General features: G+C 59.2%; 14 protein-coding genes. 9 read left to right on the plus strand and 5 right to left on the minus strand.

Translation table 11 applies throughout. The features are described from left to right. Positions 1 to 25 precede the first annotated feature (25 nt). From AC6CHO_RS10015 to AC6CHO_RS10035, 5 genes are all read right to left on the minus strand, one after another. The gene (locus tag AC6CHO_RS10015; protein WP_498214871.1) at positions 26 to 907 is read right to left on the minus strand and encodes an ABC transporter ATP-binding protein; all 882 of its coding nucleotides are present in this window, start codon (positions 905 to 907) and stop codon (positions 26 to 28) included. After that, positions 904 to 2004 (minus strand): FecCD family ABC transporter permease, encoded by a 1101-nt coding sequence (locus AC6CHO_RS10020; RefSeq protein WP_498214872.1) that lies wholly within the window; start codon positions 2002 to 2004, stop codon positions 904 to 906. Before AC6CHO_RS10020 ends, AC6CHO_RS10015 begins: the two co-directional genes overlap by 4 nt. Further along, entirely contained in the window at positions 2001 to 3125 is a 1125-nt protein-coding gene (locus tag AC6CHO_RS10025; protein ID WP_498214873.1) for a FecCD family ABC transporter permease, read from the minus strand. Before AC6CHO_RS10025 ends, AC6CHO_RS10020 begins: the two co-directional genes overlap by 4 nt. A gap of 2 nt (positions 3126 to 3127) precedes the next feature. Then, entirely contained in the window at positions 3128 to 4003 is an 876-nt protein-coding gene (locus tag AC6CHO_RS10030; RefSeq protein WP_498214874.1) for a siderophore-interacting protein, read from the minus strand. A 156-nt stretch (positions 4004 to 4159) separates the two neighbouring features. After that, entirely contained in the window at positions 4160 to 5149 is a 990-nt protein-coding gene (locus AC6CHO_RS10035; RefSeq protein ID WP_498214875.1) for an ABC transporter substrate-binding protein, read from the minus strand. Positions 5150 to 5273: 124 nt separating this feature from the next. Here AC6CHO_RS10035 and AC6CHO_RS10040 point away from each other — a divergent pair, with 124 nt between their 5' ends. The 9 genes from AC6CHO_RS10040 to hpaE all read left to right on the plus strand — a co-directional run bounded on the left by AC6CHO_RS10040 (position 5274) and on the right by hpaE (position 16678). Continuing rightward, a complete protein-coding gene (locus tag AC6CHO_RS10040; RefSeq protein ID WP_498214876.1) occupies positions 5274 to 7010 on the plus strand; it encodes an ABC transporter transmembrane domain-containing protein in 1737 nt (578 codons plus the stop codon). Beyond that, positions 7007 to 8788 carry an ABC transporter ATP-binding protein gene (locus AC6CHO_RS10045; protein ID WP_498214877.1) on the plus strand — a complete coding sequence of 594 codons (1782 nt, stop codon included), beginning with the start codon at positions 7007 to 7009 and terminating at the stop codon, positions 8786 to 8788. Before AC6CHO_RS10040 ends, AC6CHO_RS10045 begins: the two co-directional genes overlap by 4 nt. Positions 8789 to 8990: 202 nt before the next feature. Beyond that, positions 8991 to 9284: a hypothetical protein gene (locus AC6CHO_RS10050; RefSeq protein ID WP_498214878.1), complete on the plus strand. Its 294-nt coding sequence runs from the start codon at positions 8991 to 8993 to the stop codon at positions 9282 to 9284. 409 nt (positions 9285 to 9693) lie between these two features. Next, positions 9694 to 10773 (plus strand): efflux RND transporter periplasmic adaptor subunit, encoded by a 1080-nt coding sequence (locus AC6CHO_RS10055; RefSeq protein ID WP_498214879.1) that lies wholly within the window; start codon positions 9694 to 9696, stop codon positions 10771 to 10773. Further along, on the plus strand, positions 10773 to 11480 hold the full coding sequence (locus AC6CHO_RS10060; protein ID WP_498214880.1) for an ABC transporter ATP-binding protein: 708 nt from the start codon (positions 10773 to 10775) through the stop codon (positions 11478 to 11480). The genes AC6CHO_RS10055 and AC6CHO_RS10060 overlap by 1 nt, the downstream gene beginning before the upstream one ends. Then, on the plus strand, positions 11477 to 12712 hold the full coding sequence (locus tag AC6CHO_RS10065) for an ABC transporter permease (protein WP_498214881.1): 1236 nt from the start codon (positions 11477 to 11479) through the stop codon (positions 12710 to 12712). Before AC6CHO_RS10060 ends, AC6CHO_RS10065 begins: the two co-directional genes overlap by 4 nt. A gap of 208 nt (positions 12713 to 12920) precedes the next feature. Beyond that, positions 12921 to 14447: a fumarylacetoacetate hydrolase family protein gene (locus AC6CHO_RS10070; protein WP_498214882.1), complete on the plus strand. Its 1527-nt coding sequence runs from the start codon at positions 12921 to 12923 to the stop codon at positions 14445 to 14447. Beyond that, the gene (locus AC6CHO_RS10075) at positions 14435 to 15106 is read left to right on the plus strand and encodes a GntR family transcriptional regulator (protein WP_498214883.1); all 672 of its coding nucleotides are present in this window, start codon (positions 14435 to 14437) and stop codon (positions 15104 to 15106) included. Before AC6CHO_RS10070 ends, AC6CHO_RS10075 begins: the two co-directional genes overlap by 13 nt. A 75-nt stretch (positions 15107 to 15181) precedes the next feature. Then, positions 15182 to 16678: a 5-carboxymethyl-2-hydroxymuconate semialdehyde dehydrogenase gene (hpaE, locus tag AC6CHO_RS10080; RefSeq protein ID WP_498214884.1), complete on the plus strand. Its 1497-nt coding sequence runs from the start codon at positions 15182 to 15184 to the stop codon at positions 16676 to 16678. Positions 16679 to 16730: the final 52 nt, after the last annotated feature.

A 16730-nucleotide genomic window follows, 5' to 3' on the forward strand; every position in this document is an offset into this window, starting at 1 on the left:
TCTTTCTGTATGGGGAAGGAACCCCTCAAAGCGTCAGACGTGGGGCCGGAACCGTAACCATCATCGGGCCACCCGTGACGGGATCAGGATGGATCTCGCAGTGAACTCCGAACGCGGCCGCTAGGCTCTCTACGGTGATCACTTCATCCGGCGCACCACTGGCCAGCACTTTACCTTCATGCATGAGCACCACCGTATCGGCGTAGCGCATCGCCTGATTAATGTCGTGAAGCACGGTAATTACAGTCTTCCCGGCATCACGTTGCAAGGCGAAGAGATCAAGCAAATCTACTTGGTGAGCAACGTCCATATACGTAGTCGGCTCATCCAGCAGTAAGATCGGAGCCTGCTGTGCCAGAGTGGTGGCCACCCAAACTCGCTGACGCTGGCCACCCGATAGATCTGAAAGTCTCCGCGTGGCCAAATCCAGTGTTCCGGTAGACAGTAGCGCCTGGTGTACGGCTGCCTCATCTTCACTACTGTGCTGTGCAAGTAGACCCTGATGTGGAAAACGCCCCCGAGAAACAAGTTGGGCTACGGTGATTCCCGAGGGTGCCACCGCTTGTTGGCTCAATAACGATACCTCGCGCGCATAAGCTTTGGGCTTGAAAGAATCAATTGCCTCGTCCCCCAGTAAGATCTGGCCCGCGGATGGTTTCAAAAGTCGGGCCAAGGCGCTAAGCAACGTCGATTTTCCACAGCCATTGGGACCGATAATCGCAGTGAACTTGCCCGGTTCAAAGGACAGGTTCAGAGAATTAATCACGGGTTTCCGGTCGTACCCCAAGCGCACCGCTCGTACCTGAAGCCTTCCGGAATTCACCCGGTCGTGGCGCCCAGCGTCAGCCTGCGCGTCGGACGCTGCCCTTTGCCCGTACTGCGTTTGTTCCATTTCCAGTGAAGTCATGAACGGCTCTCCCTTACCAACAACCAAATTAAGTACACGCCGCCGAGGCAAACAGTCACGATGCCGACCGGCAGCTGGATGGGCATGAATGCAATGCGAGCAACGGCGTCGGCCAGCACCAGAAGCAGTGCGCCCAAACAACCGGTTGGCAGCAAGTCCAATTCCGCCCTTCGGGTTAACCGGGCGGCAATCTGCGGGGCGACCAGAGCGACAAAGGCGATGGGACCTGCAGCTGCAGTGGTGACAGCCACCAAGCCGACGCCAACGATGACCATCGAGGCGCGCAACAATCGGGCGTTGACCCCCAGCGAGGTGGCCAAGGCATCACCGCACTCCAAAATACGAGCCTGTCGTTGCAGGAACATCGCTGCCACGGCAAATAGTGCGATGCCAACCAAGGACGGGCCTAGGACTGTATTGCTTACTGAGTTCAAAGATCCCGAACCCCAGACGGCGGCCGACATCGCCTGCTGGCGCTGCGCGGCCAAAAGCATGAATGTGTTGGCCGAAGCCAGCATCGCGCCCACGCCGATCCCAACCACGATGAGCCGGAAACCGTTGGTCCCATCGCGGCTTGCAATGATAAATACCAAGGCTGCGGCGAGTAAACCACCGACGATAGATCCCACTGCGATCTGTGCCGCGCTGGCGGTGGTGAACGACATGAGCGCCAATGCCACTGTATACGCGCCGGAACTAAACCCGATCACATCAGGGCTACCCAGCGGGTTGCGCGTCAAGGACTGGAACAGTGCCCCGGAAATTCCAAGGGCGAACCCAAAGACCAAGGCGAGAACCATGCGGGTTAATCGCCAATCACGCACGACCACCTCGTAACGACGCTCCGAGTTTCCCAGCAGCGCTGGCAGGAGCTGGTCAAAGGGAACTCGGATGTCGCCCAAGGCTAACGAGATGATCCCTATGAGCAAGGCCGCCAATGCCAACAGGCCAGCGGCCAACGCGGAGGTGCGGTCAATACGCCAAGTCCACCGGCCCAACCGCACACGCATTTCCCGACGCCCGGTAGGGACAACCACTCCGTGGGCAACTGCATGATCCAAGGTCGCCGGAAGGTCAATCACGCTTTTGCTACTCATAGCGTGCTCGCTTTCTTTCGGCGGGCCAAGATCAGCAGCACCGGCGCCCCAATGAAGGCGGTGACGATCCCTGCCGACACTTCCGCATGAGGAAGAATGATCCTGCCGAGTATGTCTGAACCGAGCAGGAGGACCGGCGCGAGCACGGTGGTGAAAACCAGGATCCACCCCTGTTGGACACCAAAGAGCCACCGCACAACATGCGGAATCATCAATCCGACAAACCCGATGGGACCAGCCAAGGCAGTAGCCGCTCCGCACAGTAGTGTCACCGAGGCGATCACTGCGATGCGCACCGGTGCGATGCGTACGCCCAAGGCCTTAGCCGGAGCATCGCCCAAGGCGATCGCATTCAGCGACCCGGCGCAGCACAGTGAAATGACCAGTCCCACCGCAACGAAGGGCACGATCACTACTACTGTGGAGAGCTCATGACCGTTGAGGTTTCCGGCCGCATAAACCCGCATCATGTCGAAAATTTGCGGCCTGAGTAATACCAGGGCAGTGGTAACGCCGGAAAGAACTGCGCCGAAAGCGACACCGGCCAGCACCAAGGTGGCAGGCTCTGTGCTACGCCCGGGCCGTGACAGGGATAAGCCATACACCGCAAGGGTGGCGGCTAAGGCTCCTGCCAGCGCCCACCAGATCGAGGCAACGACGGACAGGGAGCCGAGGAAGAAGCTGGCAGTGACCAGCGCAAATTGCGCTCCAGCGTTCACGCCGAGGATTCCTGGATCAGCTAGCGGATTTCGCGTTAACGCCTGGATCAGCGCACCAGCTACGCCCAAGGCGATTCCCGCCAACACGCCCAAGACAGTGCGCGGGATTCGTAGTTGCTTGATGACCTGAACTTCCTCTGAATTCAACGATGGTTCAACGATGCTGCGCCACGCCACCGACAGATCTATGTGCCGACTGCCAAATGCCAATGAACACAGAATGGTGAAGGCCAAGATAATTAGCAGGCCAACGAGCCACGCGAGTTTTGCCCCGGTGGAATCCACCATGTTGCTTTCGGCAGCGCGTTCTTCGGTGTTCCGCGGAGGACTCGGCTTCGCCTGAGGTTCCGAGGCAAACGGCGGTGCATTTTTGGTATCGCCACGTTGTGTGGTGGTCGCCACGCTCACAACCCCAGGCGCGCAAGTTCAGATTCGTAGGCGATGAGCGCCTCGTCTTGATCTTCAAAACTGTCCCACAGTTCGTCTAAGGAAGATTTGGTCGAAGCATCCAAGGCGTCCCATCGTTCGCGCCATTTTTCTGCCTGCTCCACCCAGTAACCAATCACCTTGTACTGGGTGTTGGCCCAACGCAGTTCCCGATGCAGCATCTTGCGAATTTCACGTAGCGCCGCGGATTGACCAGCCACCCACACATAGGGCCGCGGCTGGTCATCGCCCAGTCGTTCCACGGCTTTCCGGGCGACCTGCGGAAGTACGCTGGGGGCCACTCCGTTGCCGGCCACGATCCATTGGACTGTCAGCCGGGGCAGGTGGGTGAGTTCGAGGCGAGATGATTCGCCGGGAATTTCCACCACGAGTTCAGTACGCATCTGATCATGGCTGAGTTCGGCAATGCGCACGGCCGCTGGCAAGCCGGTGAGATCACAGATCAGCACCTGGGATGAGGTACCTGACGGGCAGTCGTAGAGACCGGTGGGCGAATTCAACCCAATCCGATCGCCCACTTGCGCTTCAAGTGCCCAGGCGGCGGCGATGCCGCCGTCATGAACCACGAAGTCAATCTCGATCCACCCTTCGTCCGCATCACGGATGGTGTAGGTGCGCATCGGTGCATCGGGCTGCCCCTCGACGGTGCGCCAAGTATCACCATCAGCAACCGGCAGGCTGAGGAAGTTGCGATCTTCGGTGTGCGGGAAGAAGAGCCTGACGTATTCATCGCCGATGTTGGTGCTGGTAAAACCTTGAACGCCAAAGCGCAATCGCTTCAGGGTAGGTGAGAGATGGCGCGTGGATTGAACGGTAGCTTCAAAAATTTCCATTGACTGATCCTGTCCATGCTATGCACCGGAGATATTTGGGGTCACCGATGTTTCAGGGGGCTTTTGCGGGATGGGGATGCTTGGTGCGATGCCTAGCTGGCCGGAGCATGCAATGAAAATATCAATGCCGTGCCCGGCCAGCGCAAAACACCGAGGCTACTTGGCTAGATCGCTGCGGACCTGGTTCATGAACGCTATTGCTCCGGACGGCGAGCCATAGGTCATTTCCATGTTGTAGGTGTAGATCCGGTTATTTTTTACAAATGGCAAGTTCTTCCAATACGGAGACTTCTCCATGGCAGCAATAGACTTATCCAGCTCTGCTTGTGCGTCGTCTCCAACACCCATGGATATCCACACGGCATCAACGTTCTTGAGCTGATCCAATTCTTCCAAGGACAGGCTCAATCCTTTTTGCCTGCTTAGTTTTTCGCTCTTCAGCCCGATCGTGTCAAAGACACCGCACTCCAAATACGAGTAACAGTCAACATTGACCTTTCCGTCCCAGTAGCCCAAGGTGGCAACCGTCAGATCCCCGTTGCCGGCTTCATCGATGGCTTTCTTGGCTTCCGCGCCTTGGTCTTGATAATCCTTCAGCCACTGGTCGTACTGTTGTTGACGGCCCAGGTCCTTGGCGGTCTGCTCGAAGTGTGACTGCCAGGTTTCACCATCAAAGGCGTCAGTCGTATAGGTCGGAGCGATCGCTGCCAGTTTCTCGTGGACTTCGGCATCGTAGCCCAGGCCGTTGAGGATGAAATCAGGAGCTGCTCCCAATACCCGCTCATAGTTGAACTCTGGGTAGTTGGCGAAGGGGGTCACCTCTGCGAGTGCTTCTTGCGGGAAATAATCGGGGAAAGTCGTGAACCCAGAATCGCCCCGGATAGGCTGTTCGGCGGCCAGCGGTATGCCAAGAGTAGCCAGAATATCAACGTCGGTGGTGTAGAAACCCAGAGCGGCGGTCGGTTGGCCATCCAGGTTCACTTCATGTCCCTTCGGGTCTACCGTCTCCAGTGGTGTCTGATTCGCCGCCGTGGATGTGTTTTCGGCAGCTTGGCCTGAAGATTGTCCGCAACCTGTGAGTGAAAGAGAGGCGAGCCCCAATAGGGCTGCGGGCACCATAAAGGTGCGTGCGAAGGTTCGGGGCATTCGAGTGATCCTTAGGGTTGGAGCGGCGGTGCATACAGGACTGATGGAGCCGTGCACCTCAATAAGTTACCGTAGGCTAACCTACATTAGTTACGAAACATATTTATAACATAATATAGATTTCATGTCCTCATCTCGCCCCGCCGGGCTCCTACTGTTGCGTGCTTTGCTGCGCGCAGAACGTGGCCGAATCATCGCCGCAGTCGCTCTACTTTCATGTTGGACTGCTGGCGAAGCTCTCGTCCCAGCCTTGATCGGCACGACTATCGATCATGCGATAGCCGGCCGCAACATGACCCAACTGATCCTCTGGCTCATCGTCCTGGGACTGTGCTTCGCGATGCTTTCCTTCGGCTATCGTTTTGGCGCCCGCCTGGGAAACTCAGGAATGAACCGGCAGGTTCACCAGCTACGCACTCGAATTGCCGAACATGTCATGGCCCCCAGCTACCGGCCACGCAACGCCCGCATGCCAGGGGAAATCGCTACCATCACCTCGGTGGATACCGATGTCTGCGCCTCGATCATCCGCCAGGCAGCGCTGGGCTTTAGCGCGCTAGGTGGCATTCTGGTCTGTGCCGCGTACCTGATCTGGGCCAATCTGTGGGTGGGTCTGTCGGTACTGATCATCACGCCCTTGGGCATGGCGGCACTTCGCTGGCTCACCCCACGGTTGAGCAAGGCCAGCGATAATCTACAGTCAGACATCGCCGCGTCCGGGGCCGCAGCCGCCGATCTCATGGCGGGTGTTCAGGTGCTACGTGGCATTGGTGGTCACGATCAAGCTGCCGCTCGCTACCGCGATGCCAGTCAACGCGCCGCGAACGCTGGAATCATTTCAGCCTCTGCCTCCGGACGCATCGACGCTGCCCAGGTACTGGTCTCCGGGACGGTTCTGTTGGCTGCAGCAGGTCTGGGTGCATGGCAAGTAGCTGCCGGCTCCATGAGCATCGGAGCACTACTGGGCGTCCTGGGCGTCGCACAATTCCTCGCCACACCACTAGGCACTTTGGTCTCCACAGTCGAGGCCCGCACCAGATCCTTGGCCGCAGCCGACCGCGTTGCAACTCTGCTGGCCGACGGTGCAGACGCGTCGGGCGATCAACGCCCGGTTCCGCGCGGCGAATGCACGCTCTCCATCGATTTGCCGGCGTTGACAGCAGGACCACTCACCGTCCGGACCGGCAGTTTCACGGTACTGGTTTGCGCAGAAGATTCCCTGCGTGCACAACTTGCTACGACCCTCAGCCTTGGCTCTAACCAACAGGTAACAACACAAGGTTCACCTGTTTCGCGCCAGCATCTTCTGCTCGATGGCGTCGACGTTTCACTGATCAACCCCGCGTATCTTCCCTCTTTGCTGCGCTTGGCCCCTCATCAAGCACACTTGGTTGAAGGCAGTATTAGGGAGAATATTTTTGGTGAAGCACCGATTCCCGACCCGCAGACGCTGCAACTTCTGCTGCGCGCCAGCGGAGTCGATGAATTATTGGAGAACTACCCAGAAGGTTTAGAACACCGGGTGCAAGGACGCGGTTTTAACCTTTCGGGCGGGCAAAGGCAGCGCATTGCCCTTGCGCGCGCGCTGGCAGGCGGCTCGCTGGTAAGGGTCCTGCAAGAACCGACCAGTGCAGTGGATTCGGTGACCGAAGCGAATATCGCCCAAGGATTACTCCGTTGGCGCGAACATGCTCAGGTAACCGGCGCAGGCGCCGGAACTTTGCTCTTACTGAGCACCTCACCCACATTGTTGCACGCGGCCGATGAGGTAGTTTTCCTTGACCACGACGGGTCAATCACCCGTTCCACACACCAGGATCTCTGTGCAAAGTCAACCTATGAAAAGGTGGTTAGCCGATGAGCCTCACCCCCGAAAACACCAATCAAGTAACACCAGCGCTGCCCACAGCCAGCATTGCTACCGCCTGGCGAGTATTGGGCCGAACCCTACGCCCGCAAAGGTGGCTAATTATCTGGGCATCGCTGATCACCCTGGCCGCCTCGGCTAGTGCCATGCTGGCCCCATTTGCCATTGGCATTCTTGTTGATGCACTGGGCACCAACGCCCCCGAACCCACACTGATCCGCTGCTTGCTTGCCATCGCGGCCTCGTTGGTCTGTGGCGCCGCGCTCACCTGGTACGCCCGCGTACTCTACGCAAAAATCGCTGAACCTGCGGTAGCAACTCTGCGTGAAGACGCCGTAGAGCATGCACTCAATTTGGAATCTGGAATCCTGGAGCGGGCCGGCGACGGCGAGCTCGTCTCGCGCGTTTCGGATGATTCCCGATTAATTTCTCAAGCGGTCGCGTGGCTCTTGCCGGCCTTCTTGTCGGCAACCACCTTGCTGGTGCTCTCGGTTCCAGCACTATTCACACTGCACTGGGTTCTGGGCCTCACCGGGCTGATCGCCATTCCAATGTACTGGCTGTCCTTGCGCTGGTACCTGCCGCAAAGCGCACCGCTATACCGTGAAGAACGTGAGATCCTTGCCCGTCGCACCAATACGTTCCTCAATGCATTCCATGGACGCGCGATGCTGCATTCCCAAGGCTGGGCACAGGTACAGGTTGATGCGTTGGAACGGGCCAGTTACGATTCACGAAACGTAGCAGACCGGGTGTTCCGCATGCTCACCCGCTACTTCGCGCGCAACAATCGAGCAGAATTCGTAACGATGGCAGCATTGCTGACAGCCGGATTCTTCCTTGTGCAGGCCGACGCAACGACACTGGGTGCGGTCACCACTGCAGCACTGCTCTACCATCGGCTTTTTGATCCGATTTCTGAAGTGGTCACGCTCTTTGACATCGTTCAAGAGGCAGGTATCGCACTGCGTCGAGTTACCGGCATCCTATTGGCGAAGCGCCGCAATCCCAGCGAAACTTCTAAGATTCGCCACGAGCTGTCTCCCTCTGGCGGGCTGGTTCTGCATCGAGTTAGTCACCACTTCGACTCCGCAGTGACCGTGCTCAAGGATCTTGACTTGTCCTTGGCTGAGGGGCAATGCGTCGCTTTGGTGGGCACCACCGGAGCAGGAAAAACCACTGTGGCACGGATTTTGTCCGGCATTATCGAACCAGCAAGTGGCATCGCAGCGTTGGACGGGCAACAGTTGTCCGCGTACGACATGACGAATCTTCGCCAGAACATCGCACTCATCTCGCAAGATACCCATATCTTCTCCGGAACGGTTCGGGAAAACCTCACGCTAGGATCCACTTCACCGTGTTCCGAGGCCCAACTTCAACAAGCAATTGCTTCTTGCCATGCCGAGTGGATCTACGATTTGCCTGAAGGCTTGGACTCCTTGTTGGGTTCCAATGCTTTCCAACTCTCCAGCCATCAAGAGCAGCATCTAGCCTTAGTGCGAATTGCCGTGCTTGATCCGCGCATTGTCGTCATGGACGAGGCTACTGCAGAGTCAGGATCAAGCAACTCCCGAGAATTGGATAAGGCTGCAGCCACCTTAACAAAGGAACGAACCGCGCTAGTCATCGCGCACCGGTTATCGCAGGCGAGAAACGCTGATCGGATCATTGTGATGGACCACGGTGAAATTATTGAAGACGGAACCCATGAGCAACTGCTGTCCGCCGATGGCAAGTATGCCAAACTCTGGAGAGCTTGGGAGGGGTAATAGTGCACTTTGCCATTATGGCTCGGTCAAAGCATCTTCCACGGTCAAGAAGAACTCCGAAGACGCGTACGCATCCATCCTTGCTTCCCAAAATGGCGGCCCGGTTGATTCACTGAGGTTTGAAAACCGCAAGGTGTCCGATCGCGCTCTAATCTGCCCCTTGTGGGACGGATTGGGCACCTACAAAGTGGGACCAGCAGATGTGTCAGCTACCTATAGTTACTGGGACTCGTATTTCGGGTATCAGGACACCGACTACGTCGACTGCACCGATCGGACCAGCAAGAGCTTCTACGTTCGGGGCAAGACCAAAAGCTCGCTGACAGCAAAACGCTCCGGCAGCAAGGTAACGCTGGCGGCCAAAGCCCAGGTGTATTCACCGGAAAAGTACCGCTATGGCCAGTACAACGCCAAGACAGCCAAATTCCAGGTCAAAACCGGCAACTCGTGGAAGACCTTGAAGACGGTCTCGCTCAAAAAGGAACCGCCAAGTTGACCCTAAAGCAGTCAAAGAAGAAGGCCTACCGCTTGTCCATTCCGACCACCTCCTGGGCAACTTCAACCAACAGCAAGTCCGTGTCCAAGTAGGACCCATCAGGTTCATGAGGGACTCGCAAAGATGAACCACTGAATATCTTGAAGCCCGGATCACCGCTGATTCGGGCTTCAAGATTATGAACCAGTATTTTGTAGGACCGCTCCCCCTAACTACGATCCGCTTACCCGGTTCGCTTGAGGCGCGCCAGCATCGTACCACTAGAACTCAGAGCGCCCATGTACAAACCACCGCTTGACCTGATGTGTAAAAGTCTAGAAAAACAAATAACAATATGGATACTATCTGCGTATTGGCTTGGTATTGCCTGAGCGTTTTGATAAAAAGATAGGATGAATAGAGATGTAGCATGAGCCAACGACGCGTCTTCAGACGCATCATCCTGCCCAGCGCGTGGTTAATCATCGGCGCGCTGATTGCCGTCAGCTTGGTAAAACTAGCCTTCAGCGGGAGCACTCCAGCCGCCGACGACCGGCTTTATCCTTCCGGTGAAATCCCGGCGGAGACTGTCCTCGTCGAAAAAAATACGATCAAGAACTCGCTTTCAATTCCTGGAACCATCGAGCTTGTCGAATCCCAGCCCCTGACCGCGCCCTCCACAGGCGTCGTCAATTGGGCCTTTGTGAAAGTTGGCGACAACGTCAGCCAAGGCGACAAGATTTTCCAGATTCGCGTCGAAAGTTCGACGGAGCCGGCAACAACAGAGGTATCTTCTGCCGAAGATCAGCCGCAGACAGATCCAGACGGAGACTCGGAAACCCGCTCGCCGGAAACGGCCGTCTCCTATCACGACGTTTATGCACCAGCTACAGGCAAAATTGGAAAGTTCGATATCGAGATCGGCGATGACGTCGAAAAGGGCGCAAGCCTCGCGACGGTACAGCCGCAAGGCTTCCACGCTGTTGGAACGATCAAGGCACTGGATCGCTACCGGATCATGGATGAAACGCTTGAAGCGACTGTCAGCATTGAAGGCGGGCCTGAACCCTTCACCTGCAAAAACCTCAGCATCGGGGACTCTGCATCTAAGAACGTAGAACCTGAAACGCCTGGGGAAGACGGTGAAATGGCTGATCCTGCTGTTGATACGGAGGGCGAATCGAGTTCGGGCAGTGAAATTTCCTGCGATGTCCCCGAGGACGTTGTCGTATTCGACGGCTTGGATATGAACTTGGATGTCAATGCGGGTTCTGCTGACGATGTGCTCACCGTGCCGGTGACCAGCGTGCGTGGGCTCGTTGGCAAAGGCGCCGTCTGGATCCTGAACGGCGAAGGCAAGGAGATCCGCACCGAAGTAGAACTTGGCATCACCGACGGCAAGGTGGTGGAAGTCCGCTCCGGCCTCAAAGCCGATGCCGAGGTTCTGCGATATGTCCCGGGATCAGCCCCTGCCGTTGAAATGGATCCGGGCATGGAGATCGTTCCCTGATGAGTGATGCCCAGCTGCTGAAGCTCGAAAATGTCACTCGCAGCGTATTGCTGCCCGATGACAGCGAGCTGCACATTTTGAACGGCATCAACTTGTCAGTCTCCGAAGGAGATCACATCGCCATTGTTGGACGCTCGGGCACCGGCAAATCCACCTTGCTCAATATCCTGGGCCTATTGGACCGGCCTACCTCGGGCAGCCTGGCGTGGCGTGGACAGGATGCCACCAGGCTCAGTGCCCGGCGTGCAGCCCATGCGCGCGGCCGCGACCTCGGTTTCGTATTCCAGCAGTTCAATCTGCTGCCCGGGCGCACCGCCTTGGAGAATGTCATGGCTCCGTTGATGTATGCCTCCGGCCGTGATTTCTGGCGCCGGAGAACCCTCGCGACCGAGGCCCTGGAAAAGGTGGGGCTCGGTACCCGCTTGGACTCGATGCCACAGACCCTCTCGGGCGGTGAGCAACAGCGCGTGGCCATTGCCCGGGCGCTGGTGCGCCGGCCGCGAGTTGTCCTGGCCGATGAACCAACCGGCGCTTTGGACGTAGCCACCGGCAGGGCAGTTATGGAATTGCTCGACGCCGCTACGGTCGAATCCGGCGCCGCGCTGATCACGATCACCCACGACATCAATGTCGCGGCCCTGGCCCGCGAGCAATTCCGCCTGGAAGACGGAATGCTCAAGACCATGGCACAGGAGGTGGCGCGGTGAATTCCTTGCTAAGACTCTTCACCGGATTCGTGGCGGCCCTGCTGGAAGCTTGGCAGGAACTGCGGATCCACAAGCTGCGCGTCTTGTTGTCCCTGGTGGGCGTCACCATCGCAGTGGCATCGTTGACCACGGCAGTTGCCGGAGCCGGCATGGCACAGCAGCTGATGACCGAACAGCTGGAACGCAATGGCCGGCCGGCACTGATCAATACCTACGCATTTAGCGAGCAGAGCGAACAGTTCCCTTCGGCCAACGCGCAGGTCTCCAACGCATTCACGAAAACCGCTGAGCGCTTTGACGTTGAATACGCGTCCATGGTTTCCCGGACTTACGGCTACAAGGCCTCCGCTCAAGGTTCCACCATCGACTCGGAAGTCATGGTCGTGGATCCTGACTACGCTCCCATTCACCGGATCTTCGCGCAGCATGGCCGTTGGCTGGAATCCGAAGATGCGCAAAACCTGGCTCCGACTGTGGTCGTGGATCGGACCCTGTACCAGGAGCTGGAATTGGACCAGGGGCCGCTGCCCGCCTCCATTGAAATGAATGCAGGCGCGCAGAAGGTGTCGGTCACAGTGATTGGGGCGACATCAACCAGGGATGGCGGACTTGGCGGACAGATGTGGATGCTCCCGCAAACCTATGACCATTGGTTTGCCGCTACCTCTCCATTGGCTGATGCAAGCTATGAAATGTGGGTCCCCATTGAAGGCTCCGAGGAGCTAGCTGCGCATTTCGCGATGCAAATGCAGGCCGAGCTTCCCGGATACTCTGTCGAGTCCATGCGCTCTGACTATTTGTCCTGGGGCGGGGATGAGAGCCTGAAGCAATTGGCCATGGTAGCCGGAGGGATTGCCGGGATCATTCTCCTGCTTGGATCCTTGAGCCTGTTGAACGTGGCCATGGTGACCATGAAGCAGCGCATTCGAGAGGTGGGCATCCGTCGAAGCTTTGGCGCAACGACCGGCAGGGTCTTCTTCTCGGTGATGATGGAAAGCGTTGTTGCCACCGCCGTTGCCGGCGGCCTGGGCGTGCTGATTTCCGTGGCCGTGGTGACCAACCCGAAGGTGATCAATATGATCGTTGGCTCTGGCATCGATCAGATACCAGCGTTCCCCATCGGGGCAGCCCTGGCCGGCATCTCAGTTTCGATCGCCGTTGGCGCGCTGACCGGCGTTCTCCCGGCGCTCGTGGCCGCGAGAGTGCGGATTGTCGATGCGATCCGCGTGTAACCGAAGGTGATGTGAAGCGAATCAGCCGCACCAACTGAAGGCGCCGTTCAAAGTAATCCGCTTTGGACGGCGCCTTTGTTTTACCCCGCCGCTGTGCGGATTCCCGGCCCACGGCGGTCAACCGGGCAAGAAGTTTCCATGCTCTTCTTGACAGCGGATGAGATTGGGAGCACACTGATCGTATACGATTTGATGTACGAGATGATGTATGACGAAAGCAGGACGATCAACGGTGACCACTACTGTCCCAGTAACCGAAGAGACCTTCGCCCAGGCAGGCAAAGTTCTGGCCGTGCACCTGAGCTACTCCTCCCGCGCGGCACAGCGCGGCCGTACCCCCAAATTCCCGAGCTACTTCATGAAAGCCAGCAGCTCCCTGGCTGCCACCAACGGCACCGTTGAGCGTCCAGCCGGCACCGAGCTGCTTGCCTTCGAAGGCGAAATCGCGCTGATCATCGGCACCGCCGCCCGCCGCGTCACGGTAGAAGAGGCCTGGAACCACGTAGGTTCGGTCACCGCCTCCAACGACCTGGGCGTGCATGACATGAAGTACGCGGACAAGGGATCGAACATCCGCTCCAAGTCCGGCGACGGCTACACCCCGCTAGGCCCGAACGCACTGGACGCCGCCGCCTTGGACCCCGCCAAGCTGCGCGTGCAGACCTGGGTCAACGGCCAGATCGCCCAGGACGCCACCACTTCCGAGCTGCTGTTCTCCTTCGCGCAGATCATTGCAGACCTCTCCCAGCAGATGACCCTGCAGCCCGGCGACATCATCCTCACCGGAACTCCCGCCGGCTCCACCGTCTTCTTCCCCGGCGATGTCGTGGAAGTCGAAGTCACCGACCTGATCACCGGCACCACCACCGGCAAGCTGAAAACCACGGCCACCGAGGGAATGGCCGCCTTCGGCTCCTTCGGCAACCAGCCCAAGGCCAGCGACAAGGACAAGGAAGATGCCTACGGCGACCGCGCCTCGGCCGGCCTGCCTCCGCTGGTCACCGGCAAGGACGTGCTCACCGACAAGGTCCGCGAACAGCTGGCTTCGGTAGCCACCGCCACGCTGTCCGCCACCCTGCGCAAGCGAGGGCTGAACAACGTCAACATCGAAGTGCCCGGCGCGACCAAGGGCATGCAGCGCGTGATTGGCACCGCCCGCACCCTGCGCTATATCCCCAACCGCGAAGATCTCTTCAAGGCCCACGGCGGCGGATACAACACCCAGAAGCAGTCCATCGACTCACTGGAGAACGGCGAAATCCTCGTCATGGAAGCCCGCGGCGAAACCGGCTCCGCCACCCTGGGCGACATTTTGGCACTGCGCTCCCAGCAGCTCGGCGCGGCAGGCATCATCTCCGATGGCGGCGTGCGCGACCTCGACGCGGTCTCCAACTTGGAGATTCCGGTCTTCTACAACGGAGCCCACCCGGCAGTGCTCGGGCGCAAGCATGTGGCCTGGGACAAGGACATCACCGTGGCCTGCGGCGGCGTTTCGGTCCAGCCCGGAGATGTGATCGTGGCCGACTCAGATGGCATCGTGGTCATTCCGCCAGCACTGGTGGAGGAAGTCGCCGCTGAAGCGGTAATCACCGAATCCAATGACGAATTCATCTTCGCCATGGTCAAGCGCGGCTACGGCATCGAGGGCCTGTTCCCGATGAACGCGCAGTGGAAAGCCAAGTACCACGCGTGGAAAGACGCCGGCAGCCCAGAGCTGGACTCATGGGCACTGTAACGTCCGCCTCCAAATCCGAGGCCGCCTACCAGCTGGTCTCTGAGCGCATCACCAACGGCGCCTACTCGCCGGGCTACCGCCTGGTGTTGGGGACCATCGCCGATGAGCTGGGCTGCTCGGTCGTCCCGGTTCGCGAGGCCATCCGCCGGCTCGAAGCCGAAGGCCTGGTCCACTTCACCCGCAACGTCGGGGCGACCGTGGCCCATGTGGATTCGACCCTGTACCTGCACACCATGCAGACGCTGATGATCATAGAGCCGGCAGCCACCGCGCTGGCCGCCGGCTCCATGGATGCCGCCTGGCTGGCCGAGGCCCGGGAGCTGAACGAGAAGATGCGCCAATGCCTGGAGGACTTCGATCCGGTGGCATTCACCCGGATGAACACCGAATTCCACCAGCTGCTCTACGGGCAGTGCCCCAACCCGCACATCCTGGATCTGGTGCAGCGCGGCTGGCGCCGGCTGGCAGCCATGCGGGCCAGCAGCTTCACGCATATCCCCTACCGCGCCCGTGAATCCGTCAAGGAGCACGACGCGCTGCTGGATTTGATCGCGGATCACGCCACCCCAGCCCAGATCGAAGCCGCCTGCCGCGAGCACCGCGCCCACACCCTGAACAGCTATTTGAAAGCCGCTGGCATGGAACCCAGCGCGATCTAGGCAACTGACAATATTCACGACACACCGGCATCCACGCCGGAATCAACAACACCAGCGAGCACGAGAGGAATTGCCATGAGCAAGCACTTCGTACCAGAAAACCTGCCAACCCACCTGCAGCACTTCATCAACGGCGAATTCGTGGACTCCATTGGCGGAGAAACCTTCGACGTCCAGGAACCAGTAACCAACACCAACTACGCCACGGCTGCATCGGCGCAGCCGGCCGACGTGGACCTGGCCGTGGCCGCAGCAAGCAAGGCCTTCAAGGAAGGCCCATGGTCCAAGATGCTGCCGCGCGAGCGCTCCCGCGTGCTGCACAAGATCGCTGACATCGTCGAGTCCCGCGACGACGAGCTGGCGCTGCTCGAGTCCTACGACTCCGGCCTGCCGATCACCCAGGCCAAGGGCCAGGCCCGCCGCGCCGCCGAGAACTTCCGCTTCTTCGCCGACTTGATCGTGGCGCAGGTGGATAACTCCTTCCGCGTGCCAGGACGCCAGATGAACTACGTGAACCGCAAGCCCATCGGCGTGGCCGCGTTGATCACCCCCTGGAACGTCCCGTTCATGCAAGAATCCTGGAAGCTGGCCCCGGCCATCGCCACCGGCAACTCGGTAGTCCTCAAGCCCGCCAGCTACACCCCGCTCTCCGCAGGGCTATGGCCAGACATCTTCCGCGAGGCGGGCCTGCCAGAAGGCGTCTTCAACCTGATTTTCGGTTCCGGCGGCGTAGCCGGCGACTACCTGGTCAAGCACCCGGAGGTGCCGCTGGTATCCTTCACCGGCGACTCCTCCACCGGCGCCACCATCTCCACCGCCGCTGCTCCGCAGTTCAAGGGCCTGTCCCTGGAGCTGGGCGGCAAGTCCCCGGCCGTGGTCTTCGCCGACGCCGACCTGGACGCAGCCCTGGATGCCACCGTCTTCGGCGTGTTCTCGCTGAACGGCGAGCGCTGCACCGCAGGTTCCCGCGTTCTGGTCCAGCGCGATATCTACGATGACTTCGTTGCCAAGTTCGCGCAGCGCGCCAAGAACATCCGTGTCGGCCTGCCTAGCGACCCGAAGACCGAGGTGGGCTCGCTGGTGCACCCGAAGCACTTCGAGAAGGTCATGAGCTACATCGAAATCGGCAAGACCGAGGGCCGGCTGCTGGCCGGCGGCGGGCGCGCAGAAGGCTTCGAGGGCGAGGGCAACTATGTTGCACCGACCGTGTTCGCCGATGTCGCCCCCGATGCCCAGATCTTCCAGGACGAGATCTTCGGCCCGGTCGTGGCGATCACCCCGTTCGACACCGACGAGGAAGCACTCGAGCTGGCCAACAACACCAAGTACGGCCTGGCCGCGTATGTGTGGACCAGCAACCTGAAGCGCGCGCACAACTTCGCGCACCAGATCGAGTCCGGCATGGTGTGGCTGAACTCCAATAACGTCCGCGACCTGCGCACCCCCTTCGGCGGCGTGAAGGCTTCGGGCCTGGGCCGCGAGGGCGGCTACCGCTCGGTGGATTTCTACACCACCCAGCAGTCCATCCAGATCACCCTGAACGAAGCCCACTCCCCCAAGTTCGGCGTCTAGGAAGCTCCCGCTTCCCTCCACTAATCTTTCCTGCTTGCAAAGGAGCAAATCA

Source organism: Glutamicibacter sp. GQ173 (assembly GCF_059759215.1).